This is a genomic window from Butyrivibrio sp. AE3004, from assembly GCF_000703165.1.
Classification (GTDB): Bacteria; Bacillota; Clostridia; order Lachnospirales; family Lachnospiraceae; genus Butyrivibrio.
This window is the reverse complement of sequence record NZ_JNLQ01000002.1, coordinates 3,149,112-3,175,303: the sequence shown is the minus strand read 5'-3', so window position 1 is coordinate 3,175,303 and position 26,192 is coordinate 3,149,112. Positions and strand designations below refer to the sequence as shown.

The 26,192-nt window shown below is 39.4% G+C and carries 19 protein-coding genes; all 19 read left to right on the top strand.

Annotated features, from left to right (window positions below; translation table 11 throughout):
- The first annotated feature begins 18 nt into the window (after positions 1-18).
- The 19 genes from BV60_RS0116585 to BV60_RS0116495 all read left to right on the top strand — a co-directional run bounded on the left by BV60_RS0116585 (position 19) and on the right by BV60_RS0116495 (position 26,066).
- Positions 19-1,455, top strand: coding sequence for a HAMP domain-containing sensor histidine kinase (locus BV60_RS0116585; protein WP_029323542.1), 1,437 nt, complete (start codon positions 19-21; stop codon positions 1,453-1,455).
- A gap of 73 nt (positions 1,456-1,528) precedes the next feature.
- Positions 1,529-2,020 (top strand): tRNA (cytidine(34)-2'-O)-methyltransferase, encoded by a 492-nt coding sequence (locus tag BV60_RS0116580; RefSeq protein ID WP_029323540.1) that lies wholly within the window; start codon positions 1,529-1,531, stop codon positions 2,018-2,020.
- 84 nt (positions 2,021-2,104) lie between these two features.
- Positions 2,105-3,685 carry a 23S rRNA (uracil(1939)-C(5))-methyltransferase RlmD gene (rlmD, locus tag BV60_RS0116575; protein ID WP_029323538.1) on the top strand — a complete coding sequence of 527 codons (1,581 nt, stop codon included), beginning with the start codon at positions 2,105-2,107 and terminating at the stop codon, positions 3,683-3,685.
- Positions 3,686-3,762: 77 nt separating this feature from the next.
- Entirely contained in the window at positions 3,763-4,854 is a 1,092-nt protein-coding gene (locus BV60_RS0116570; RefSeq protein ID WP_197029585.1) for a substrate-binding domain-containing protein, read from the top strand.
- Positions 4,847-6,316, top strand: a complete 1,470-nt coding sequence (locus BV60_RS0116565) for a sensor histidine kinase (protein ID WP_029323534.1) — start codon at positions 4,847-4,849, stop codon at positions 6,314-6,316. Before BV60_RS0116570 ends, BV60_RS0116565 begins: the two co-directional genes overlap by 8 nt.
- Positions 6,317-6,363: 47 nt before the next feature.
- A complete protein-coding gene (locus BV60_RS0116560) occupies positions 6,364-7,968 on the top strand; it encodes a helix-turn-helix domain-containing protein (RefSeq protein WP_029323533.1) in 1,605 nt (534 codons plus the stop codon).
- Positions 7,968-9,047: a sugar ABC transporter substrate-binding protein gene (locus BV60_RS0116555; protein WP_029323531.1), complete on the top strand. Its 1,080-nt coding sequence runs from the start codon at positions 7,968-7,970 to the stop codon at positions 9,045-9,047. The genes BV60_RS0116560 and BV60_RS0116555 overlap by 1 nt, the downstream gene beginning before the upstream one ends.
- A 210-nt stretch (positions 9,048-9,257) precedes the next feature.
- Positions 9,258-10,433 (top strand): multiple monosaccharide ABC transporter substrate-binding protein, encoded by a 1,176-nt coding sequence (gene chvE, locus BV60_RS0116550; protein ID WP_029323529.1) that lies wholly within the window; start codon positions 9,258-9,260, stop codon positions 10,431-10,433.
- 213 nt (positions 10,434-10,646) lie between these two features.
- Positions 10,647-12,197 (top strand): multiple monosaccharide ABC transporter ATP-binding protein, encoded by a 1,551-nt coding sequence (gene mmsA, locus BV60_RS0116545; RefSeq protein WP_029323528.1) that lies wholly within the window; start codon positions 10,647-10,649, stop codon positions 12,195-12,197.
- Complete coding sequence (mmsB, locus tag BV60_RS0116540) at positions 12,197-13,387, top strand: multiple monosaccharide ABC transporter permease (protein WP_330376316.1); 1,191 nt, start codon at positions 12,197-12,199, stop codon at positions 13,385-13,387. Before mmsA ends, mmsB begins: the two co-directional genes overlap by 1 nt.
- A gap of 192 nt (positions 13,388-13,579) precedes the next feature.
- Positions 13,580-14,977 carry a GGDEF domain-containing protein gene (locus BV60_RS0116535; RefSeq protein ID WP_029323523.1) on the top strand — a complete coding sequence of 466 codons (1,398 nt, stop codon included), beginning with the start codon at positions 13,580-13,582 and terminating at the stop codon, positions 14,975-14,977.
- A gap of 147 nt (positions 14,978-15,124) precedes the next feature.
- Positions 15,125-16,228 carry a galactose ABC transporter substrate-binding protein gene (locus BV60_RS0116530; RefSeq protein WP_029323521.1) on the top strand — a complete coding sequence of 368 codons (1,104 nt, stop codon included), beginning with the start codon at positions 15,125-15,127 and terminating at the stop codon, positions 16,226-16,228.
- 259 nt (positions 16,229-16,487) lie between these two features.
- On the top strand, positions 16,488-17,336 hold the full coding sequence (locus BV60_RS0116525; RefSeq protein ID WP_029323519.1) for a DNA-3-methyladenine glycosylase family protein: 849 nt from the start codon (positions 16,488-16,490) through the stop codon (positions 17,334-17,336).
- Between the two features lie 27 nt (positions 17,337-17,363).
- A complete protein-coding gene (locus BV60_RS0116520) occupies positions 17,364-18,329 on the top strand; it encodes an endo alpha-1,4 polygalactosaminidase (RefSeq protein ID WP_051656809.1) in 966 nt (321 codons plus the stop codon).
- A 27-nt stretch (positions 18,330-18,356) separates the two neighbouring features.
- The gene (locus tag BV60_RS0116515; protein ID WP_029323516.1) at positions 18,357-18,980 is read left to right on the top strand and encodes a thiamine diphosphokinase; all 624 of its coding nucleotides are present in this window, start codon (positions 18,357-18,359) and stop codon (positions 18,978-18,980) included.
- A 124-nt stretch (positions 18,981-19,104) separates the two neighbouring features.
- A complete protein-coding gene (locus BV60_RS0116510; RefSeq protein WP_029323514.1) occupies positions 19,105-21,102 on the top strand; it encodes a glycoside hydrolase family 31 protein in 1,998 nt (665 codons plus the stop codon).
- Positions 21,103-21,135: 33 nt separating this feature from the next.
- Positions 21,136-22,896, top strand: a complete 1,761-nt coding sequence (locus BV60_RS0116505) for a hypothetical protein (protein WP_029323512.1) — start codon at positions 21,136-21,138, stop codon at positions 22,894-22,896.
- Positions 22,893-24,821: a sensor histidine kinase gene (locus tag BV60_RS0116500; protein ID WP_029323510.1), complete on the top strand. Its 1,929-nt coding sequence runs from the start codon at positions 22,893-22,895 to the stop codon at positions 24,819-24,821. Before BV60_RS0116505 ends, BV60_RS0116500 begins: the two co-directional genes overlap by 4 nt.
- A 75-nt stretch (positions 24,822-24,896) precedes the next feature.
- Positions 24,897-26,066, top strand: coding sequence for a serine hydrolase domain-containing protein (locus tag BV60_RS0116495; protein WP_029323507.1), 1,170 nt, complete (start codon positions 24,897-24,899; stop codon positions 26,064-26,066).
- Positions 26,067-26,192 lie beyond the last annotated feature (126 nt).

Below are 26,192 nucleotides of genomic sequence, written 5' to 3'. Positions count from 1 at the left end.
GTTGTTATAATGAAGGTTATGAAACGAACATTATATCTTAAATTTTTAATTGCATATCTACTTTTTGCCATATTTGGATTTATTATGGTTGCGACATTCGTGTCAAATATGACAATGGAGCATTGTAGAAGGGAGAAAGCCGAGAGCCTTTATGCGGAAGCAACACAGATAGCAAATACGTATGCTGCGGATCTGTATAACAGTGAAACATCTCTTGATACTGTTCAAAGACAGTTATATGCACTTTCAAAGTATATGGATGGTGCAAGAATATGGATTGTCAATCCGTCAGGAAGACTGGTGCTGGATTCTTCAAATGTTATTGAACAGGGAGAAGAGATCAAAATTGAAGGCTTTAATCCGTCTGTTACTGCCGGTACCTATTATACAATAGGTAATTTCTGGGGGAACTTTGATGAAGACAATCTAAGCGTGTTTGCACCTATAACAGCAAGCTATAAGGTTCAGGCTTATGTTATAATACATACCCCAATGAGTCATATCAGAAAAACGGCAGATGAATTTTTAAACATTTCATATCTGATGCTTATAGTTCTGTTTCTGCTCTCGCTGATCATTCTGATATTCTTTACTGAGCTTGTATACATACCGTTGAGACGTATAACTACGGCTACAGAAGAATACGCAGCCGGAAATATGGACTACGAATTTTCAGTTGAATCCGAAGATGAGATGGGATATCTTGCAGCTTCTTTGTCCTACATGGCAGGAGAAATTGCAAGGCAGGAGGATGACCAGAAGAAGTTTGTAGCGAATGTGTCACACGATTTCAGATCCCCTCTTACCTCCATAAGAGGATATATTGAGGCTATGCTTGACGGGACAATTCCTCAGGAACTACATGAAAAGTATCTTGGAATAGTACTAAATGAAACAGAACGTCTGACAAAGCTGACTAACGGTCTATTAACCTTGAACAATCTAAATGCCAGAGGAATGCTTTTGGAAAAAACCGATTTCGACATTAATCAGGTGATAAGAAATACTGCAGCTTCATTTGAGATGACTTGTCTTGAGAAAAAAATTGCTATAGAGCTTGTGCTTACGGATGATAAAATGCTTGTTAATGCTGATATGAGTAAAATCCAGCAGGTGCTCTATAATCTTTTGGACAATGCTATTAAATTCAGCCATCACGACTCAGTTATAAAGATAGAGACTACAGAAAAAAAGAGTAAGGTATTTATATCCGTAAAAGACAGTGGTATAGGCATACCTAAAGAAGATCAGAAGATGGTATTTGAGAGATTCTATAAATCCGATGCTTCCCGTGGAAAAGATAAAAAGGGAACAGGACTTGGTCTTTCTATAGTCAAAGAAATAATTAAGGCGCATGGTGAAAATATCAACTGTATTTCCACTGTCGGAGTCGGAACGGAATTTATCTTTTCAATTCCTAAAGCAGCAGCAATGGACAGGGATGAGGAAGTATGATTGGATAGCATTACCGGTTACAGACCGGTATGTGTCAGATGATATAAGTTTATAGATGAGGAGTAATTTATAAATGCACATAATTTTGCATCAACCTGAAATACCGCAAAATACCGGAAATATTGGAAGAACATGCGTGGCTACGGGAAGCTCGCTTCATCTGATAGAGCCTTTGGGATTTGCATTGCACGGGAAGGATATTAAGCGTGCGGGTATGGATTATTGGGACAGACTGGATTACACAAGATACACTAATTATGAAGATTTTAAGGAAAAACATCCCGGAGTAAAAATCTGGTTTGCTACTACAAAGGCTAAAAGATCATATACTGATGTTTCATTTGGAATGGATGACTATATAATGTTCGGAAAAGAGAGTGCGGGTATTCCGGAGGAAATACTTGTTGATAATGAGGAAAGCTGTATAAGGATTCCTATGGGACATGATATAAGATCACTTAATTTGTCAAACTCAGTAGCAATAGTGTTATATGAAGCTCTGAGACAAAATGATTTTCCGGATATGGAGGAAGAAGGAGAACTCCACCGACTACATTGGAAGTAATATCTAATAATCTTCTTAGTGATATAAAAGTCTTTTTCCATAAGATTAGGATACAAAGTGCGGAAGAAGACAATAGGAGTAAAAATGGCAAAAAAAGGAACTGAGAATACCGTTTATAAAAAGGGCGATAGATTTCAAATAAGAATAGATGATATAGGAAATGACGGGGAGGGTATTGGCAAGATAGACGGCTATACCCTTTTTGTAAAGGATGCAGTAATTGGAGATCTGGTCAGTGCTTCTATTATGAAAAGCAAAAAAAATTATGCATATGTGCATCTTGATGAAGTAATAGAACCATCAAAGTACAGGATTACTCCGAGATGTCCTGTGTCAAAGGCTTGTGGAGGATGTCAGATACAGAATCTTGATTATGAAAAACAACTGGAATTTAAGAAAAACAAGGTAAGGAACAACCTAATAAGACTTGGTGGTTTTGATGAGAACTTCATAGATGGGATAATGGAGCCTGTTTTAGGAATGAATGAAGTTTTAAAGGATGGGATGTCAGGAAAAAAAGGCTGTGAAAATGAGATACCTTCCTTTTTCAGATATAGAAATAAAGCACAATTTCCTATAGGAACAGATAAAAACGGACAGCCGATAGCGGGATTCTATGCAGGAAGGACCCATGCCATTATACCGGTGGAGGATTGTCTTCTTGGGGTGAAAGAAAACAGAATAATTCTGGAAACAGTTCTGAATCATATGAAGAAATACGGGATAAAGGCATATGATGAGACAACGGGAAAAGGTGTTTTTCGGCATGTATTAATTCGTAAAGGCTTTACAAGCGGAGAAATAATGGTCTGCTTTGTTATCTGCCATGATAAGAAGAAAAAGGGGAAAAATTTACCCGGTAATAAAGCTTTTGATACAGAAAATAGCTTTATTTATAAGCAGGATGAGTTAATTAATAAAATCGCTTCTATTAATGGTGTTAAGAGTATTACTGTTAATATCAATAATGAAAAGACAAATGTGATTCTTAGTAGCGAGCTTCATACATTATGGGGGAGGGATTACATAAAGGATACACTATGCGGAATTGAATTCAGTATTTCTCCTTTGTCCTTCTTTCAGGTAAATCCTGTACAGACAGAGAAACTGTATAGTACAGCTGTAAATTATGCATCGCTTACAGGTGGTGAAACCGTATGGGATCTGTACTGTGGGATAGGAACTATCAGTCTGGCCATGGCAAAGAAAGCGGGACATGTTTACGGAGTTGAGATTATTCCGCAGGCGATTGACAATGCCAGAGAAAATGCAGCGGAGAATAAGATAGATAACGCTACCTTTTTTGTGGGAAAAGCAGAGGAAGTGCTTCCCGATTTTTATAATGGAAGAATAAATGCTTCAGAAGAACAAGGCAGTGCTGTTAATACTGAAAAGGAAGCAGGTAGAAGGAGCAAAGCCTTAAACCCGGATGTTATCGTGGTAGATCCTCCGCGTAAGGGCTGTGATATAGCGTGCCTTGAAACTATGCTCAAAATGGGACCTGAGCGCATAGTTTATGTAAGCTGTGATTCCGCAACTCTTTCCAGAGACTTAAGGATACTTGTAGATGGTGGATATGAACTAAAAAAAATTCGTCCATGTGATATGTTTCCCAATACGGTTCATATAGAAACGGTTGCAAAATTGGAAAAAATCAGTGATTGATATCATCAGTAAACTAGCGACTTCCGATAAGGATAAAATGATTGAGCAAGACCTTTTTATCTGATAAAATTCATCCTATGGGGACACAGGATTCATCTTTAAAATCAACAAAAAAATTTCATAAACAAAATATCTTACTGATAATGACTGTGCTCTTTACCCTGGCTACGCTAGTGGTGGGAGCACTTGTTTTTCGCTTTTATATGGAAGATTTCAGGAAACCGTCGGAGGCTTTTATATATGATAAGTATTACGTCATGATAACCGACAACTATAAATCCGATTTCTGGCAGTCTATATATAAAGGCGCTTTTGAAGCTGCTAAGCCACAGGGCATATATGTGGAACTCCTCGGACAGAATATGGAGGGAGACTATTCCTGTGAGCAGCTTATGAAGGTTGCAATAGCATCACAGGTCGACGGAATCATTGTTTTTGCAAATGAAAATGATGAGATGACTCAGCTCATAAATGAAGCTATTGAAAAGGAAATACCTGTTGTGACATTGTATGGTGATTGTACAAAGTCGGAGAGACTTAGCTTTGTGGGCGTCGGAAGCTACAATATAGGAAGAGAATACGGCAGACAGATTTTTAATATCATTAAGGAAAAGAGAAGAGAAGACTTTATCGATTCAAAAACCATGAGTCAGCGAAAAACAATGCAGATTGCTGTACTCGTAAATACTGATTCTCAGGATAGCGGCCAGAATATCATCATATCGGGACTCCAGGAGACTCTTGATCAGGAAAATGCCACTAATTCAGAGTTCAATATTTCAATGGTTCCTGTTGATAATAAAAATACGTTTTCAGTAGAGGAATCAATAAGAGATATCTTTTTAAGTGATGAAATACCCGATGTCATCGTGTGTCTTAATGAGCTTAATACTGTATGTACATATCAGGCGGTGGTTGACTTTAATAAGGTAGGAGAAGTAAACATTCTCGGTTACTATAACTCTGAAGCTATAGTCAGTGCCATCAAGAAAAATATAGTATATGCGACAATCCAGATAGATACGAGACAGATGGGGCAATATTGCATAGATGCTCTTAACGATTATTATGAGTACGGTAATACCAGTCAGTATTTCACTGCAGATATAACACTGATAAACAGGCATAACGTTGACAGTATTCAGGATATGGAGGAAAGCGATGAATAAATTTTTTAATCTGCCCCTCCAGCAAAAGATTGTAAGTATATACATGCTTGCAAATTTTATAATTTTTATAGTCAATATTTTTCTGATACTCGGAATCAACAGTATGGCTATTGATATGGGTATGGTTTATCAGGATAACAGGATGCTTAATGAACTATCGGATTCACTGACCGAGGTTCAGGATAATATGACGCTATATCTCAGCTCAAAGACATCTGACTCGCTTGAAAACTACTATAAAAGTGCGCAGAGTCTGCAGACATTGTCTGAGGAGCTTGGCGGACAGGTTACGGATGTTACATTCAGCAGAATGAAGCGTAATATAAAATTCATGTCACAGAATTATCTGGAAGAGGTATCTCAGACTGTTGAGGCAAAGCGCGGAAGAAATGTTGAAAAGTACAGAACATATTATGAAAGATCAACAGAACTTTATGAATATATAAATGCGTATATAGACAGGCTGAATAATGAGCAGTTTATCAGTAACTCGGACCGCTATACCGAGATTGCCGCAGCATTCCAAACCTTCGAGAGTATAAGTATCTTAGTACTGTCACTTGTGACGGTAGGAAGTATTATCAGTATCATTATTATAGTAAGGATGATGATAAAGCCTTTGAAAAACCTGGCAATTTCTGCGGACGAAGTTGCCGACGGGAATTTTGATACCATACTTCCGGAAATCAGATATCATGATGAGATAGGCATAGTTATCGGTGCTTTCAATAAGATGATAGTCAGTATTAAGGAGTACATTATAAGACAACGAGAAAGCATGGAGAAGGAACGTCTGATGCAGGAAAAAGAACTGACGATGGAAGCTCATCTAAAAGATGCCCAGCTAAAATATCTTCAGGCTCAGATAAATCCTCATTTTCTTTTTAATACTCTGAATGCGGGTGCACAGCTTGCGATGATGGAGGGGGCCGACAAAACCTATGAGTATGTCCAGACAGTGGCTGATTTTTTCAGATATAACGTAAAAAACCATGAGACAGAAGTCAGTGTAAGAGAAGAGGTTACACTAGTAGATAATTATATAAGAATATTGAATGTCAGATTTTCCGGCGATATTAAATATGAGAAACAGGTAGATGAAAGGCTTCTTTCAATAAATATGCCCACTATGGTACTGCAGCCGATTGTTGAAAACGCTGTTAATCATGGTATAAGGGAAATGGGAGATAAGGGCATTATTACCCTTAGGGTTTACAGGGAAGATAATAATGTCTGCATAAGTGTAAGGGATAACGGAAAAGGGATAGAACAGGAAGATATAGACAAGATTTTAAGCGGTGACTGGAGTAAGGAAGACGGTCAGTATGATAATAACGGAATCGGAATGGATAATGTAGTATCAAGACTTCGTATTTTTACCGGAAGGGAAGATGCGGTTATGATAAGAAGTGAAGGAAAAGATATGGGATGCGAGGTTATTATCAGACTCCCTTTGGAGTGACCGTATATTTTTAGTAAAGAACAAATGCAGGGTAGAATTGGGGTAATATGTATAGAATAATGCTTGCTGATGACGAGGGGATTGTCATCGATTCAATGAAGTTCATAATTGAAAAAGAATTTGGCAATCAATGTGAAATAGAATTTGCAAAGACCGGAAGGAGTGTAATAGAGCTGGCAGAGCGCTTCAGACCGGATATTGCCGTGATGGATATTCATATGCCGGGTATTAATGGCATAGAAGCCATGAAAGAGATAAAGAAGTTTTCGGCAGGAACTATTTTTATAGTCATGACAGCTTACGATAAATTTGATTATGCAAAAGAAGCAATAAAGCTTGGCGTACTTGACTATATAAATAAGCCGGTTGACAGGATGAAGATAATCGAAGTCCTGAAAAAGGCAATGAATCAGATAGACAGAGAAAGGGAAAAGAGGAGCAGCGATCTTCTTATAAGAGAAAAGCTCGAGACTGTCGAGCCGATTATTGAAAACGGTCTAATATATGACATCCTGCTTCAGGAACATTTCGAAGAAGACATAGACAACTACAAAACCATTCTTGGAATAGAAGAAAATTACGGATATATGATGGCAATAGTCTGCGGAGATTCCCAGGAGGGAAACCATATGACAAATGCTATCGGAAGTTCGGTAAAGATTTCCGGAAAATATCAGGAAATCAGGGAGAGTGTAAAAGAATTTTTTAGCTGCAAAATCGGTAATGTCATGGCCAACAAAATTGCAGTCCTTGTGCCTTCGGGGGGGCAGAAGATGGATTATTCCACCAGAACGGAGGTTGTGGACAGGGCAAGGGATCTTGCAAGGTATCTTCGGAAAAAGACTGATATAAAGTTTCGAATAGGTATAGGAAAGATCAAGCCTTTAAGAGAACTTGGCGATTCATATCATGAAGCATTAAATGCACTCATAGCTACAACCGGAACAGTGGCACATGTAGAGGACCTTCCCATAAGCTGTGATTATGATGAGGGATATCCCATAGATCTTGAAAAGCCGCTGTTTGAAGCGGTTTCAAAAGGTGACCTGGATGAAGCTGTGACACTTGCAAATAAATACGCTGATTGGATGAGTGCTTCGGGCGCCGATAGTGATATCATGGCGATGCGTCTAAAGGTTCTTGAATTTTCTCTCTATGCAGAGCATTTGATGTATTTAAACGGAGGACAGACATATCATTATGCGGGAAGAAATCATTATCTTCCTGAGATAATGGTTTTGGAAACTACTGATCAGCTTAGGGAATGGTTTATTGATAAGATTTCATCCGCATGTAGAAATGTTTTCCTAAAGAGGGAAGAAAAATCTACTGATGCGATAAAAACTGCGAAAAGATATATAGAGGATAATTACTCTAAGGATATATCTCTTGATGATGTATCAAGGATTGTAAACATATCTCCTTATTACTTCAGCAAGATATTTAAAGAGGAGAGCGGATGTAACTTCATAGAATATCTGACCGGAATAAGAATAGAGAAGGCGAAGGAGCTTCTTACAAATTCAGACAAGTCCATGAAGGAAATCTGCTTAATGTGCGGATATACAGATCCTAATTATTTTAGCAGAAGCTTTAAGAAAAATGTTGGGGTTACTCCGACCGAATATAAGGATGGAAAGACGGGAAACTGATGAAAACAAAGAGAAAAGGACTATTCATATCCGTATTATTGATTATTACAATACTGCTGACATGCTTATCCGGCTGCGAAAAAGAGGAAAAATCCCAGAATTCTCCGGGTAAGGAGGATGACAAGAAAATCCAGATAGGAATGACTTTCGATTCCTTCGTGATTGAAAGGTGGCAAAGAGACAGGGATGTATTTGTTTCAATGGCAAAGGAGCTCGGCGCAGAGGTAAATATCCAGAATGCCAACGGAGATGTTGCGGAACAAAAAAAGCAGATAGAATACTTTATAAAAAAAGGAATGGATGTCATAGTAATTGTTTGTATTGACTCTCCATCCATAAAAGCAAATATAAAAAAGGCAAGAGATGCGGGAATAAAAGTAATAGCTTATGACAGACTGATAAGTGATTCCGAGGTTGATCTTTATATATCCTTTGATAACAGGATGGTCGGGGAGCTGATGGGACAGGCACTGGTGGATAGCGGTCTTAGGAACGGAGAAGTGATAATGCTGAACGGCTCTGTAAATGACAACAATGTTCCTATGGTCAGTGAGGGATTTACCGCTGTTATGGAGGAAAGTGATAATGAGATAATTGATACTTTCTACGCAGATAGCTGGAAGGCCGAGCTTGCAGGAGATTACATTTACAATAATATGTCAAAGGTTTTAAAATGCGATGCGATAATGTGTGGAAATGATGACCTGGCAAGCAGGGTTGTGACGGCGCTTTCCGAAAAAAGACTTGCGGGAAAGATAATGGTAGTAGGACAGGATGCAGACCTTGAGGCGTGTCAGAGAATAGTTGAGGGAACTCAGCTGATGACAGTTTATAAACCTATAGAAAAACTTGCTCAGAGAGCTGCTGAGTGTGCAGTCAAAATGGCTAAAGGAGAAGAGATAGAAGCCGGAGACAATGAGCTTACTACAATCGATGTTGAAGGTCATGAAATCCCATACCTGAAGATAAATCCTGTGAGTGTAACTGCTGAAAATATGGATGACGTAATAATCAAAAGCGGATTTCATATAAAGGAAGATGTATATCTTAATGTTCCATCAAAAATGCCGCTGAATTGAGTTGTCGCAAAAACGTATATAATAGCACAATTTTAAACAAAGAGATTCTGATAGCAAAAAAATGCTAGAAGGGTCTCTTTTTCGTTTGACTAAACAATAAAAATTTGAAGAAGTTCGTAAATTATTCCTAATAATTCTGTGTTAAAGTCTAAACTGTAAACGACGGGAACAAAACCCGGAAACAATTTCTCATTAGGGAGGGAAACAAAAATGAAAAGAAAACTGGTTAGTACTTTTCTGACAGTAGCAATGGCAGCTTCATTACTTGTAGGCTGCGGTGACAGTACAGCACCTGCTACAACTACAGACACAGAGAAAACTGAGGCTACAACAGAAACATCTACAGAGACAGCTACAGAAGCTGAGGCTACTGAAGAAACAGCTGAGGCAGAAACAACAGCATCAGGCAGCGGTAAAGTCGGTGTTGCAATGCCTACAAAGGATCTTCAGAGATGGAATCAGGACGGCGAGAACATGCAGAAGCAGCTCGAGGCAGCAGGATACGAAGTTGACCTTCAGTATGCATCAAATGATATCGCTACTCAGGTTTCACAGATTGAGAACATGATCAGCTCAGGTGCTCAGGTTCTCGTTATCGCATCTATCGATGGTGATTCACTCGGAACAGTTCTTGAGCAGGCTAAGGAACAGGGCATTCAGGTTATCGCTTATGACCGTCTTATCATGAACTCAGACGCTGTTAGCTACTATGCAACATTTGATAACTACATGGTAGGTACAAAGCAGGGTCAGTACATCGAAGAACAGCTTGATCTTAAGAATGCTGAGGGACCTTTCAATCTTGAGATCTTCACAGGTGACCCTGGTGACAACAATGCAAGATTCTTCTACGGCGGTGCTTATGACGTACTTAAGGAATACATTGATTCCGGTAAGCTTGTAGTTAAGTCAGGCCAGGTAGACTTCGACGAAGTTGCTACAGCAAACTGGGCAACAGAGACAGCACAGTCAAGAATGGATGCTATTATTTCAGCTAACTATGCTGATGGCACAAAGCTTGATGCAGTTCTTTGCTCAAACGACTCTACAGCACTTGGTGTTACAAACTCTCTTGAAGCTAACTACACAGGTGATTGGCCGATCATTACCGGTCAGGACTGTGACGTTGCAAATGTTAAGAACATGATCGCTGGCAAGCAGTCAATGTCAATCTTTAAGGATACTCGTGACCTTGCAGCTAAGACTGTTGAGATGGTTGACGCTATCATGAAGGGCTCAGATGCTCCTGTAAATGATACAGAGACATATGACAACGGCACAGGCGTTATTCCTTCATACCTCTGCGAGCCTGTATTTGCAGATGCAAACAACTATAAAGAACTTCTTATTGACTCTGGTTATTACACAGAGGATCAGCTTCAGTAAATGATTTAAAAGTCTATTGTCGGAGCGGGCCTTTACATAGACCCGCTTCGCTATGCGAAAAATATCCACAAAAAATTTCGGGTAAGAGAAAAATAAAAAGTGCAAATAAAAATTTGTATTCTCCTTTGGGAGAAGATGGCTGCAAAGCAGTCGGGAAAAGGGTTATGACTATAATGGAACACAAAAGACAAATTATGAAAAGGAGGGGTTAACTTGGCGAAGATATTACTTGAAATGAAAAATATCACCAAAACCTTCCCCGGTGTGAAAGCCCTGGATAATGTTAATCTCCAGGTTGAAGAAGGCGAAATTCACGCGCTGGTAGGTGAAAATGGAGCAGGTAAATCTACATTGATGAATGTACTTAGCGGTATTTATCCGCATGGAACCTACGAGGGCGCTATTATATATGACGGCACCGCTTGTCAGTTTAATGATATCAAGGACAGTGAAGGAAAAGGTATCGTTATTATTCATCAGGAACTTGCACTTATTCCGTATATGACAATTGCGGAAAATATGTTCCTCGGAAATGAGAGAGGACAAAAATTTAAGATTAACTGGAATGAAACCAACGAACTTGCACGCAAGTATCTTGATATAGTCGGATTAAAAGACAGCCCACAGACCTTGATAAAGGATATTGGTGTTGGTAAGCAGCAGCTGGTTGAGATTGCGAAGGCTCTTTCTAAAAATGCAAAATTACTCATTCTTGATGAGCCCACATCATCTCTTAACGAGACAGATTCCCAGGCTCTGCTTGATCTTATGCTCAAGCTTAAAAAGGAGCAGGGACTTACTTCAATCATTATTTCCCACAAGCTCAATGAGGTTTCTTATGTTGCAGATAAGATCACAGTTATTCGTGACGGATCAACGATTGAAACCCTTACTAAGGGAGTGGATGATTTCTCAGAGGACAGAATCATCAAAGGAATGGTTGGTCGTGAAATAGCAGACCGTTTCCCGAAGAGAGAACACCATGTTGGTAATGAGATAATGATGGAGGTTAAGAACTGGAACGTTTATCATCCTCTCTATAATGAAAGAAAAGTAGTTAATGACGTAAGCATCAATGTTAAAAAAGGTGAGGTACTCGGCATTTCAGGCCTTATGGGTGCAGGACGTACAGAGCTGGCAATGAGTATTTTTGGTAAGAGCTACGGCGAAAATATTTCAGGAAAGCTATTTATTAAGGGTCAGGAAGTTCATTTGAATACTGTTCAGGATGCTATTAAGCATAAACTTGCTTATGTAACTGAGGACAGAAAAGGAAATGGACTTATTCTTTCAAATCCCATCAAGATCAACACGACTCTTGCTAATCTTGATGCGGTAAGTACAAATACAGTTATAGATAAAGATAAAGAATACCGTGTTGCGGTAGAATACAAGGAGAAGCTCAAGACTAAGGCTCCCACAGTAGAACAGAACGTTGGAAACCTCTCCGGTGGTAACCAGCAGAAGGTACTTCTTGCAAAGTGGATGTTTGCAGATCCCGATATACTCATTCTTGACGAGCCTACAAGAGGTATTGATGTAGGTGCAAAATATGAGATTTACTGCATCATAAATCAGCTGGTTGCTGAGGGAAAATCAGTCATCATGATTTCCTCCGAGCTTCCTGAAGTTCTCGGAATGTGTGACAGAATCTATGTCATGAACGAGGGCAGAATGGTCGGAGAACTCGATGGTAAAGAAGCAACTCAGGAAAAGATTATGGCAAAGATTTTACAGTCGTCCGGAAATAAGGAGGTTAAATAATGAATATGGAACAGGCAATGGCCTTTTTAAAGAAAAACACTATGATTATTGTTCTTGTCATAGTTGTTGCATTCTTCTCTTGGAGAACTGGCGGAGCGATACTTCTGCCTATGAACGTTAGTAACTTGATTTCACAGAACGCATACGTTTTCGTTCTTGCAACAGGTATGCTGTTATGTATTTTGACCGGTGGTAACATCGATCTTTCAGTCGGTTCCGTTGTCTGCTTTGTCGGAGCGGTTGGTGCCACACTTATGGTAAATATGAACGTTCCGATACCGGTTGCAATAATTCTTATGATCGTTCTCGGTACTTTGATCGGTGCTTTCCAGGGCTTTTGGATTGCCTTTGTAAGAATACCTCCTTTCATCGTAACTCTTGCAGGAATGCTTGTGTTCAGAGGTCTTTCCAACGTAGTACTTAATGGTCTTACAGTTTCAATCAAGGATAAGACAAGCTTTGTTAATCTTTTTGGTGGCGGTGCTGACTGCTATATCAAGGATATCTTTGGAAATGGAACACTTAATCTTACATGCCTTTTCGGTGGTATTCTTGCAACAGCTGTTTTCATTTTCCTTCAGGTAAAGAACAGAGTACAGAGATCACAGAAGCATTATGAAGTGGAGAATTTCGGAGCATTTATCCTTAAGCTTGTTGTAATATCAGCCGTAATTGTACTGTTTGCTTACAAGCTTGCTCAGCACAAGGGTATTCCTACAGTACTTATCTGGGTATTGGTAGTAGTTCTTGTATACGCTTACATTACAAATAACACAACAGTTGGTCGTTATTTCTACGCAGTAGGTGGAAATGAGAAGGCTACAAAGCTCTCAGGTATCAATACAAATAAGGTATATTTCCTTGCATACACAAACATGGGATTCCTTGCTGCACTTGCAGGTATGATCACAATAGCAAGACTTACATCCGCTCAGCCTACATACGGCCAGAACTACGAAATGGATGCTATCGGTTCCTGCTTCATCGGTGGTGCATCAGCTTACGGTGGAATCGGAACAGTTCCCGGAGTTATTGTCGGTGCGGTTCTTATGGGTGTTATCAACCTTGGTATGTCACTTATGGGTGTTGATGCAAATATGCAGAAGGTTGTTAAAGGTGTCGTTCTTCTTGCTGCAGTTATCTTTGACGTAGTTTCAAAGCGTGGCGGTAAGATGATCGTAAAGAACTAAATGAGGGGATCCTGAATTATTTATACGAGGGATTTAAACATAAGAAATCGGTGTACTGAATAATCAGTACATCGGTTTCTTTATTTTATTTTTACTATTTCATATATTTTTATGTGGTAAAATAATCATAGTTATTGAGCTGGCTTTGTATAATCAGTGTTTATATGTCCTTAGACCCCAGGAGGAAAGTTGATGAATCCGGAATTTTCAACATATGACAGATATAAGATCATAGCACAGTCATCCGAAAATCCATGCGCTATCATTTCAGTAAAAAAGAATGATGACGGAACTATCGGAGAAATCAGACTTTTTGCCACTAATGAAAAATTCAGCATGACCGGGGAAAATGTAGAGGGCGAATTGTATACGAAGTATTTGCCTAGAGAACCTGAATTTGAGGATATGTGCGTTCGGGCTGCGTTTAATGGTGAGAGGCTACATATTTACGTGGATACAACAAAGATGCTCGGTGCCTGGTCTGAAAATCTTTTCCTGCCTTTAAAGGCGGATGATGACGGCAAAACGGGTTATTGCCAGTTTGTTTATGAACTTACGAAGGATATGGATGCAGGTAAATTTTCGGCTATTTCTCCTAAAATAGCAGGCTTTGTTATTAAGAGCTGCCTTGAACTGAGAAGTGATAATGATTTTAAAACTAACTTAAAACAGGTCCTTGATAATATAAGGGAATTTACGGGAGCATCTGCTGCATGTGTTGTCTCCATTAACAAAGAAGATGAAGAGGCAGAGATTATTAATCAGAGTAATAAAGGTGATATTTTTTCGGCTGCAAATCTGACTATGAATGTTCCATATAATATAGCTTCTAAATGGGTTGAGCTTGTAGGCGAAAGCGATTGCTTTATCATGCGTGACAAAGCGGAATTGGAATATATAGAAGAAACCATACCTGATTGGGCGAATAAGCTTAAGGTGGAAAATGCAGAAAGTCTGTGTCTGATGCCCATACAGCAGAGAAAAAATATTTTAGGTTATATTCTGGTTACAAATTTTAATGTGGATGATGTCTTTACAATAAAAGAAACGTTGGAAATTCTTTCACTTTTCCTTTCTGCTGAGATGGCCAACAATCAATTCTTAAAACGTCTGGAATGGCTTACCAGCGTTGATATGCGGACAGGCGTAAGAAACAGATCGTCAATGAACAGAGTTGTAGATGAGTATGCTGAACAATTAAAGTGGCATAAAACATCATTTGGAGTAGCATTTTGTAAATTGAACGGGCTTAAGTTTTTGAATGCAAAATATGGTCATGATGCCGGAAACAAAGTACTCGAAGAAGCAGGCGAAATCCTTCTGGATATTTTTGAAGAGACGGAGGTATTCAGATCCGGTGGTGAAGAATTTGCCGTAGTATGTGAAAATGCCGATGAAAAAGAGTTTACTGAAAAAATAGAAAGACTCAGGAAGAGGGGAAGTAATCCCGAAGGCGTATATTTTGCGATCGGATATTCATTTGATAATGATGAGGGCGATCTCAGAAAGGCACTTAGGCTTGCTAACCAGCAGACGTTGGAAGAAAAAGAGGCTTTTTACGAAAAATATCCGGAAAAAAAGAATATATAAAAGAATACATATGCACTGGGACTTTGTAATATGAGTTCCGGTGCTTTCTTGAATAAATACTGTTCTACTGATAGAATATCCACTATAAACAAAAAACATGTGCATTTTGAATAACGGATGCATAAAAATAGGAGGAAAAAATTTTTTATGAAAAAGAAAATAGTAAGTGTTTTGACAGTAGCAATGCTTTCAATGTCAATGCTTGCAGGCTGTTCATCCGCCGGTAATAATGCTAAGGATGCAGTAAACACAACGGAAAATGAGGCAGTAGCAGACGTTGCCAAGGAAACGGCAAAGCAGGCTGCGGATGCAGGGAATGGCAGCCTTATTGATAAGAAGGTCGGGGTTTGCATTTATCAGTTCTCTGATAACTTCATGACACTTTTCAGAAATGAGCTCCTTAGTTATTTTGTAGCACAGGGCTTTTCGGCTGATAACATTACAATTGTTGATGCGGCCAATGACCAGGAGACTCAGACAAAACAGATTGAAGAATTTATAGCAAACGGTGTAGATGTGCTCATCATTAACCCTGTTAACTCTTCATCAGCAGATGCAATTACGGATCTTGCAGTCGGAGCGAATATTCCTCTTGTTTATATAAATCGTGAGCCTGATGCGGACGAAGAGCAGAGATGGGAAGATAATGACTGGAATGTATGCTATGTTGGATGCGATGCCCGTCAATCAGGTACATATCAGGGCGAGATTATTGTAGATCTTGGGCTTGATACAGTTGATCTTAATGGTGACCGTAAGGTTCAGTATATCATGATTGAAGGCGATCCTGAGAATATTGATGCTCAGTATCGTACAGATTTCTCAATAAAGGCTCTTGAGGATGCAGGTATTAAAGTTGATTGCCTTGAGGATGAGGTAGGTAACTGGGATCAGGCTACAGCACAGCAGATAGTTGCTAATGCACTTGAAAGTCATCCTGAGACAGAAGTAGTATTCTGCAACAATGATGCTATGGCTCTTGGTGCGCTTAAATCAATTCAGGCAGCAGGCAGAACAGTAGGCTCTGATATTTATCTTGTGGGTGTTGATGCTCTTTCAGAAGCACTTGAAGATGTTATTGCAGGAACAATGACAGGTACAGTATTTAACGATCACTTCTCACAGGCACACAGTGCAGCTGATGCTGCTATTAACTACCTTACAGGTGGAAAAAATGATCGTTATATAGGATGTGATTATATAAAAGTTACTGCAGACAACGCACAGGAAATCCTTGACGCAGTTAAGTAATCACTTGGCGAGGTTTTTTCGAGCTTAGTGCTGGCGAGTTTTCCAGATAAAAATGGGGGTAAAAATTATAACCGGGGTGAGTCCTTCAATATGAAGGTGTTCATCCCGGTTTTTAATTACGTTAAAAGCATCATGTACAGCTTGTATGCAGGGAACTTGAAAGCAAAAGCCTTTTTTGTTTACCGGGCAGCTGATATGATATAATTCTAAGAATCAGAAATCGTTATGAACGTATATATATAAGGAATGACAGGGATAAATGCAAGTAAGAATTGATGATGATTTTGATTTAAAAAAAATACAAATCAGTGGACAGTGTTTTAGGGTAAAAGAGATTTCTTCCGGAGTCTTTATGTTCATTACCGGAGATAATGTAGTTTTTATAGAAGAGGAAAAAAATCCCCTTTTTGACAACGGAAAAACCATAGAGGTTTCCTGTTCGGAAAATGAGTGGAAGACGATATGGAAGCCATATTTTGATCTTTCCAGAAATTATGAAAGTATTTGTAAAAAAGAGTACGGAAAGCATGAATTTACCGACAGGGCAATCGATTTTGGACGTGGCCTTAGAATTTTAAAGCAGGATAAATGGGAGATGCTGATCTCATTCATTATTTCACAGAGAAAAAGTATTCCTGCAATTTCAAGTGCTGTAAATTCATTGTCTGTAAAATTCGGAACAAAAATAGAACAGGATAGAACTGTTGATGAAATATTTGCATTTCCTACTCCCGATCAGATGGCAAAGGCGACGCTTGATGACCTTAAGGAGTGTGGACTCGGATATAGAGCACCTTATGTGTATGATGCGATAAAAAGAGTAACAAGTGGGGACATTGACCTTGAAAAAATAGGACTGTTAAATGACGATGAGCTTTTTGAAGAGCTTATGAAAGTGCAGGGAGTCGGAAAAAAGGTATCAAACTGTGTATGTCTTTTTGCTTATTCAAGGATGGGAAGAGCTCCTGTTGATGTGTGGATTTCAAGGGCGATAGATGAGGAATACGGCGGCGTAAATCCATTTACTGAGTATGGTGAAAATGCCGGGATTATTCAGCAGTATATTTTTTATTATGAAAAAAATCATCCGAAGATGTTTGCTGACTGATTTGTATTTTTTATAGGGCGGTTTGTTATGGATATAAACATCAGAATTTTTTTTAAAAAGAGTGAGGTGAAATTCACCTGGATAAGAAATGGCGGATTACTTGTGGCTCGTTTCTTTTTGAGCTTAATGATAATTGTCCCTATGATTTTAATTTCATTTCCGGAAAGGGCTTTGGCAAAACATGTTGTTGATATAGAATCTCCTGACGGACCGCTTGGCTATGGAGTTTACATAGGTGCAGACTCTAATCAGCTGCATCAAAAGCTTGATGGTGATACAAGTATAGGACTTGCAATAATCGATGCCCAGAATGTTTCCGCCCGGGATGTGGCAGGCTGGAAAGCCGGTGGAAGGAGGGTATACAGTTATCTGAATGTGGGATCTATCGAGGAATTTCGAGATTATTACAGCCTGTTTTCGAAAATAACACTTTCGGAATATGAAAACTGGCCCGGAGAATATTGGATAGATGTTTCGGAGGAGAGCTGGCAAAATTATATATGTGACAACATTGCAGCAGAACTTGTACTTAAAGGTGTGGACGGATTTTTTATTGATAACTGTGATGTTTACTATTTGTACAATCACAGCTGGATATACAAAGGGCTGGTAAATATAATAACGAGACTTAAAGACACCTATAATCTTCCGATTATAATAAATGGCGGAGATACTTTTGTTACCGAGCTTATGAACAGTGGCAACGCTGATATCATAGTTGGGATAAATCAGGAATCTGTATTTAGCCGTATCGATGATTATGAAAAGAGGATTTACAGTGAGAATACCGCAATGGACAGGGCATACATGGAGGAATATCTTGCCCGAGCAAAAAAAGAGGGACTGCTTGTCTATATGATCGAGTACACACGTGATATGCGGCTTGTTGAAAAAATAAAAAAGTTTTGCCTGGAAAACGGCTATAAATGTTATGTAACAGATTCGTTAGAGCTTGATGGAAATGTGAAGACAGAGATGGATAGTGTCGAATAGTTTATGGAAACTGTGGAGAGTATGAAAATGGAAAGATGTGTCATAGTTGGGGGTTCTGCGATTGATAATTATGAATTTGTAAGAAAGCATATAAGTAAGGAAGATTATATCATTTACTGTGATTGCGGACTTGCTCATATGGAAAAGCTGAAAGCAGAGCCTTCTCTGATAGTGGGGGATTTTGATTCTCATGAAAACCCACACCTTGAAACAGAAACAATAGTTTTACCGCGAGTTAAGGATGATACGGATACTTTATATGCTGTAAAAGAGGCTATAAAAAGGGGATATACCGATTTTGTACTTGTTGGTGTTTTGGGAAAAAGATTTGACCACACACTTGGGAATCTCGCAATTCTTCTAATGCTTGAAGAAAAAGGGATGAGAGGAAAAATAATTGATGATTTTTCAGAAATTACAGTTGTTTCCGATAGCTGCATGATAAAGGATGACTGTAAGTACTTTTCTGTGCTTGCTGCAGGGGGGGATGCACATGGGGTAACAATAAAGAATGCAAAATACAATGCCCATGACATGGATATAGATATAACCTTCCCGATTGGAGTTTCAAACGAAGTACAAAGAGGCAGCAGTGCCTTTGTAAGTGTTAGGGAAGGAAAGGTTTTTATCATAAAAGTATATACCGAATGATGTACAGAATATCATGGGGAATATGTACAATATTTACGGTTACAAAAAGTGGTAAAAGCAAAGAAAATAACTAGGTCAATAGGATACCGAAAAATAATTTAAAGCAGTAAAGAGAGGGCATTACATGATTTTTCAGAATGACAACGGAGTTTTGATAGCAAAAAGACAGGGTGAAACGCTGAGAATAGAAAAGCACGGTAAGAATGCGCTCAGAGTTCGCACAACAATGTATCCTGATTTTACAGGAAGAAACTGGGCACTCACAGAGGATATAAGTGATAACACAAGTACGATTATCAGCATCACGGAGCGTGAGGACGGACCATTTGCAGAGATTACAAACGGGAGAGTGAAGGCAACTGTAAATTTTGCAGGTGTAATTACATTTTATAAAGATGACAAGATGTTTCTTAGAGAGTACTTCCGCTGCTACGGTGGTACAGAGTCCAGAGAATCAAGATGTCTTAAATATATAAACAGGGATTACAGACCGCATGTCGGTGGAGATTACCGTATAACTCAGAAATTTGAGAGTAATGACGGAGAAAAAATCTTCGGGATGGGTCAGTATCAACATGCTTACACAGATTTAAAGGGATGTATACTTGATCTGGAGCAGAGAAACTCTCAGGTATCAATTCCTTTTGCGGTATCAAGTCTTGGATACGGATTTTTATGGAATAATCCTGCAGTAGGTCGTGCAACCTTCGGAAACAATTACACGGAGTGGGTTGCGGAATCAACAAAAGAGCTTGATTACTGGATTACTGTTGCTGATACACCAAAAGAAATAATTGGAAACTATACACAGGTTACAGGCAGATCTCCTGAGATGCCGGAGGATCTTCTGGGACTTTGGCAGTGTAAGCTTCGCTACCGTACACAGGAGGAAGTACTAAAGGTTGCCCATGATTGCAAAGAACATGGAGTGCCGATTGATTGCATAGTTATCGACTTTTTCCATTGGACAGTCCAGGGAGACTGGAAATTTGATAAGACCTACTGGCCTGATCCAAAAGCCATGGTTGATGAGCTTCACAGCATGGGAATCAAGGTTGTGGTTTCAGTATGGCCTACTGTAGATAAGAGAAGTGAGCATTTTTATGACATGCTTGAAAGAGGTCTTCTTGTGAAGAACGAGAGAGGCGGACTTCAGAACTATGACTTTGAAGGAGACTGTACTGTATTTGATGCAACCAATCCTGAAGCCAGAGAGTACGTTTGGGAAGTATGCAAAAAGAATTATTACGATCTTGGAATAGATATGTTCTGGCTTGATAATTCAGAACCGGATCTTGTAAAGTATGATTTTGACTCACTTAGATATTACATGGGACCTGCGCTTGAAGTAAGCAACATCTATCCGCAGTATTATAGCAGAGTATTCTATGATCATATGACAAAACTGCAGGATAAGCCTGTAGTAAGCCTCCTTCGTTCAGCGTGGGCAGGAAGCCAGAAATACGGAAATGTGGTGTGGTCAGGAGATGTGCCAAGCACCTTTGAAGCACTGCGTGATCAGGTTGCTGCAGGACTTAACATGGGACTTGCGGGAATATCATGGTGGACAACCGATATAGGCGGATTCATGACAGATGATGTAAATGATCCTGATTTCAGACAGCTCCTTATCAGATGGTATGAGTTTGCTGTATTTTCACCGATTTTAAGAATCCATGGTGACCGCGGACCATACAACATCCCGCCGCTTGATAACAGAACCTTCGGAGGCGGATATCTTCACACAGGTCAGGATAACGAGCTTTGGAGCTACGGCGAGGACAACTTTAAGATTATGAAAGACCAGCTTGAACTTCGTCATGAGCTTAAGCCTTATATAAAAACTCTTTATGAAGAGACAAGTAAAAACGGTTCACCTATTATCAGAACACTCTTCTATGAGTTCCCTGAGGATAAGAAGTGCTGGGAAACCTATGATGAGTATATGTTTGGTGATAAGTACCTGGTTGCACCTATCCTTGAGCTGAACATGTTTGAAAGAAATGTTTACCTCCCTGAAGGAAAATGGGAAGATATCAGAGACGGCAAAATCTATGATGGTTGCCAGACAATTACTGCGGCAGCTCCGATTGAGTCAATTCCGGTATTTAAAAGAGTTTAAAAGAGCTGTTCTGCAAAGTGCAGTATAAGGATTATGAAGAAAAACAGCAAAACAATAATTTCAATACTTTTGTCAGTCTGCATCCTTTCAGGGTGCAGGCTTCCTTTTAGTTCTGACAACAGAACGGAAGGCGAAAAAAAATACCCCGAATTTCTGACTATTGATGTTTATGACACACAGGCAAATACGCAGGGACTTCAACGCGGATGGTTTGCCGGTATCATCAGGGAAAAATTCAATATGCAGCTAAATATCATATCTGCAAACATGGATGTCAATTCGGATGCAACCTATGAAACTATGCGTGCATCAGGAAAGCTTGGTGATATTATCATCACGAACGTAGATAACGGAAGACTAAACGATCTTGTCCGGGAGGGTCTTGTTCTGGACATGACGGATTACATGAAAAACTGTGTCAATCTGAATAAATATACCAAGCAGATTGCTGCAACTTCAGCTTTTGCTGATGCTGACGGATACTGGGCTGTTCCAAGTGAAATATCAGATTATCCTTCGACAGAGCCTTCAGAAGCAATAGAACCAACAAATGCGCCAACACTAAGATGGGATTTATACAAAAGAGCAGGCTATCCACAAATATCCACGCTGGAAGATTTGCTTCCGGTACTTAGAAAAATGCAGGATATGGCTAATGAAAGTGATTCGGGCAGACCGGTATATGCTTTTAGCCTTTTTGGGGACTGGGATGGTGGTGCAATGCAAAATGCCGGAGCTCTTGCATCTCTTTACGGTTATGATACCCAGGGGTTCATGATGTTAAATCCGAAGACAGGAGATATTGAGTCAGTGGCTGGTAAAGATTCGATTTATCTGAAAATGCTTCATTTTTTATTTGAAGCAAATCAGATGGGACTTGTGGATCCTGAATCACCAACCCAGAATTATGAAAATGTAGCTGCAAAAATGAGAGATGGAGCGGTTTTGTATTCGCTTTGGCCATGGATGGGAGAGTCTCTTTATAACTCAGATGAACATCTTGCGGTTGGAAAGGGATTTGCATCGGTAAAAATGGATGATGCCAGTTATATCTGCTGGGGAAATGATCCTGATGGAAAGCAGACCTTTTCAATAATGGTTGGAGGAACCACAAAAGATCCCGGAAGAATGGTGGATTTTATTGACTGGCTGTATTCAGATGAGGGGATTGAATGCTGCGGATCTCCTACCGGAGATATGCGGGGACCCCAAAATCTGACATGGGAAATTAAGGATAATAAACCATATCTTACAAAATTTGGAATAGATGCATTTATAAATATGAAAGAAGACCTTGATGTGCCGGAATCTTTTGGCGGAGGCACATGGAGCGGTGGCGTGTCAGAACTCAATTTCAAACCTGTAGACATGAAAAATACCGATAAAGATAATATTTCTTTTTACTATCAGGAGTGGGATGACTATAGGACAAAAACAGCAAGCAGTATAACCGATGACTGGCAAAGACACTATAATACAAAGCTTACACCTATAAAGTACTTTGAGGAAAATAATCTCATATCCGTAATTCCGGGATCGGAGTGGGCAGCTGAGGATTCCCCGGAGTATGTAAGAACGGTGGAACAACAGTGCAGACAGACGATTATTGATTATTCATGGAAAATGGTATTTGCGGAATCTGAGGAAGAGTTTGAAGCACTTTCCGATATAATGCTCAGCACACTCGTGAGACTTGGATTTGATGAAATTGAACAGATAAACAGAGAATCTGCAAAAGAGAGAGATGAACTATTGAAAAAAGCAGTTAAGGTTTCTGCAGAGGTGAAGCCATGATGCGCCGTGGAAGGGTTGGCAGGCAGATGTACAGGATACTTTTGCTAACCCTTATAATCCCTGTTGTCATAATAGGAATAATGGCTGCTATCATACTTGTAAGGCAGATGAACGGAAGGTATGAGGAACAGGTAAAGGCAGACAATACACGTGTAAAGTCAATCATGTTTGATGTTACTTCAAGCCTTTATACAAACCTTGAGCCTGTTGTTTCGGTACAGACATATAGAGATATGTTTTCTGCGGAGGAGTTTACCGACTACGAAAAAGACCAGTATGACAGCATAATAAATACCATTATGTCGCTTAGAAGATCGACAGCTGCGGTTTCAACCATAAATATTTATACCAATAATCCCAAGATTCCTACCGGAAACTATATCATCAACGTAGGCACTTCAGGTTATGATGAGGCGGGTGACGTAGCAGGAATTGCAGCAGGAAGCGGCGATGTTGATGATCCTTTTCTTCGATATGAATGGTACAGAAAAATCGATCCGAATGCATGGGATTCTTACACCTGTACACATGTACCGCTTAATGAACATGAAAACGCATTTGAGCTTACACTTGTAAGACGATTTAATACGGGTAATTCAACTAATAGGGCTTATGTTGTGGCAACAGTAAGTACCAATTACCTGAGAAACAGATTGATCACAACAGATAATTATATGCTTGCTCATGTTAAAGGAGAACCCGCATTCTTTTCGTCAGAATACGATGATAAGGAAAAAGAGATGCCGGAGACCTTTGCTGAGGGCACGTCAAACTACAATTATCTGGGAGATATGATGCTTGACGGAAAGCTGGCACTTACTTATGTTTCCAGCTTCGCACCATATAAAGTGGATACCAGATTTTTTGTACTTGTCGGAGATTATACGGCACACAATGCGGTAAGAGATATTTTAACAGGATATATTCTTGTGCTTATACTTGCTGTAGCGGGACCTGTAATTGCGATATTTTTATATTCAAGATATTTCACGAACAGAGTATACACCCTGAGAGAAGCCATGCACAGGGCAAGCACCGGTGATTATGACATAATTGAGAGCATAAGCGGTGACGATGAACTCTCAGATACCTTCAATGATCTAAAACTGACAACAGAGCAGATAAGGGACAACGAAGCAAAATATTATCAGGCGAAAATTCGCGAACAGGAGCTTGTTAATATGCAGCAGAATATGGAATTTAAGATGTTGTCCGGGCAGATAAATCCACACTTTTTATATAACACCCTTGAAGCAATAAGGATGCAGGCCATAAGGGGAGGCGACAGGGATGTTGCGACTTCGGTAAAATATCTTGCGAAGATAATGCATTATGTACTTGAGAGTACGGGAAGAGCAACAGCAAGACTCAGTGATGAACTAAAGCATGTGGAGAGCTATTTACAGATACAAAGGCTCCGTTTTGGTGAAAAGGTTGCATGGAATTTTTACATCTCTGACGATGTTGATCCCGAACAATATATGGTTTTGCCGCTTCTTATACAACCGATTGTGGAAAATGCCATAAGCCATGGCCTAAAGGAAATGGATAAAAACGGGCATATCAGCATTGTTGCGGAATACGAGAGCAGAAATAAGAAAAATGACAGCAATAATGAGGTAGAAAATGCTACACAGCAGTCTGATAATGGTGATCTGAAGAAAAAAACCGAAGAAAGACAGCTGATCATAACCATCAATGATGATGGAAAGGGAATGACGGAGGATGAAGTCAGGCGTCTTAATAAATCTCTTGATGAGAAGAGGAATGAAGGTGACGGAAAAGGCACTGCCAGCATAGGACTTTATAATATTCATCAACGCATAAAGCTTCATTACGGAGAAAATTACGGAGTAACCATACGTTCACAGGAAGGAAAAGGAACGAGCGTGGAGCTGCGACTGCCGGAAAAATCGGATGAGTAAATCCCTATCAGCAACATTTAGTCAGATAAAAATATAAATTCAGAAATCTATTGGTATTTACAAATGGAGGAGAAGATGAGAGACAAGAAAGAATTACTGCAAAACTGTATGAACAAAATGATCGAGGAGAAGGAACTGGTTGGTGTAAATCTCCTTGTTCTAAGCGATGGTAAGGAGGAAATATACGCAGAAGCAGGCTATGCAAATCTTGAACAGAAGAAACCTTTTAAGCGTGACACTATTGTAAGACTTTATTCTCAAAGTAAGCCGGTAACATCTGCCGCAGCAATGCTTCTTATTCAGGATGGAGTTATTGATCTTTACGAACCTGTGGGAAAATATATTGAGAGCTTCAAGAACCAGGAGGTTGTGGAGAAAGGAGAGAGAAAACCGGTAAGGTGGGATAGGCCAATGCTGATCAAGGATCTTCTTGATATGACTTCAGGGCTTGTTTATCCATATATTGATACCCCTGCGGAAATAGGTACGGCAGATTTATATAATGAAGCAATTGAGAGATTTGATTCAGATAATATGATGACCACCATGGAATTTGCTGAGAGACTTGGAAAGCTTCCGCTTAATTTTCAGCCAGGTGACAGCTTCAGATACGGTACAAGTGCGGATATTCTCGGTGCGGTAATAGAGAAGGCGTCAGGAATGAAGTTTAGTGAGTTTTTACAGGAGAGACTTTTTAAACCTCTGAATATGAAGGATACCGGATTTTTTGTACCTGATGAGAAAATGGACAGATATGCGATGGCATATAACTGCTATGGAGAGGAACCTCTGCCGTATAGCGGAAATAACCTGGCAATACGTGATGATGGAAAAAAGAATGCATTTGAGTCAGGCGGAGCAGGATTGTTTTCAACAATTGATGACTATGCTAATTTTGCGAGAATGCTGATGAATGATGGAACCTTTGAAGGAAAGGAAATCCTTACTGGGAAAACGGTTAAGTTCATGACAAGTCCTCAGCTATCTGAAGCACAGCAAAAGGAGATGGATAAAAACTGGCCATATCTGGCTGGATTTTCCTATGGAAATCTTATGCGAATCATGAAAAATCCGAATCGTGCAGGTATTATAGCAGGATGCGGAGAGTATGGCTGGGATGGATGGCTTGGTCCGTATTTTTGCAACGATCCCGAGAGCAGAACAACCATAATTATGCTGACACAGCGCGTTGACTATGGAACCGGAATTGCTACAAGGAAATTTAAAAATATAATCTTTTCATAAGACAAATAATCAGGTACAAAATTTACGGTATTTTATGTAAAAATATTTGGGTACTTGAAAAATAGAAATTCTTCTAAAATGACACTCGTAGGAAATGTCCTATTTTTAAGACATTTTCTACGGGGT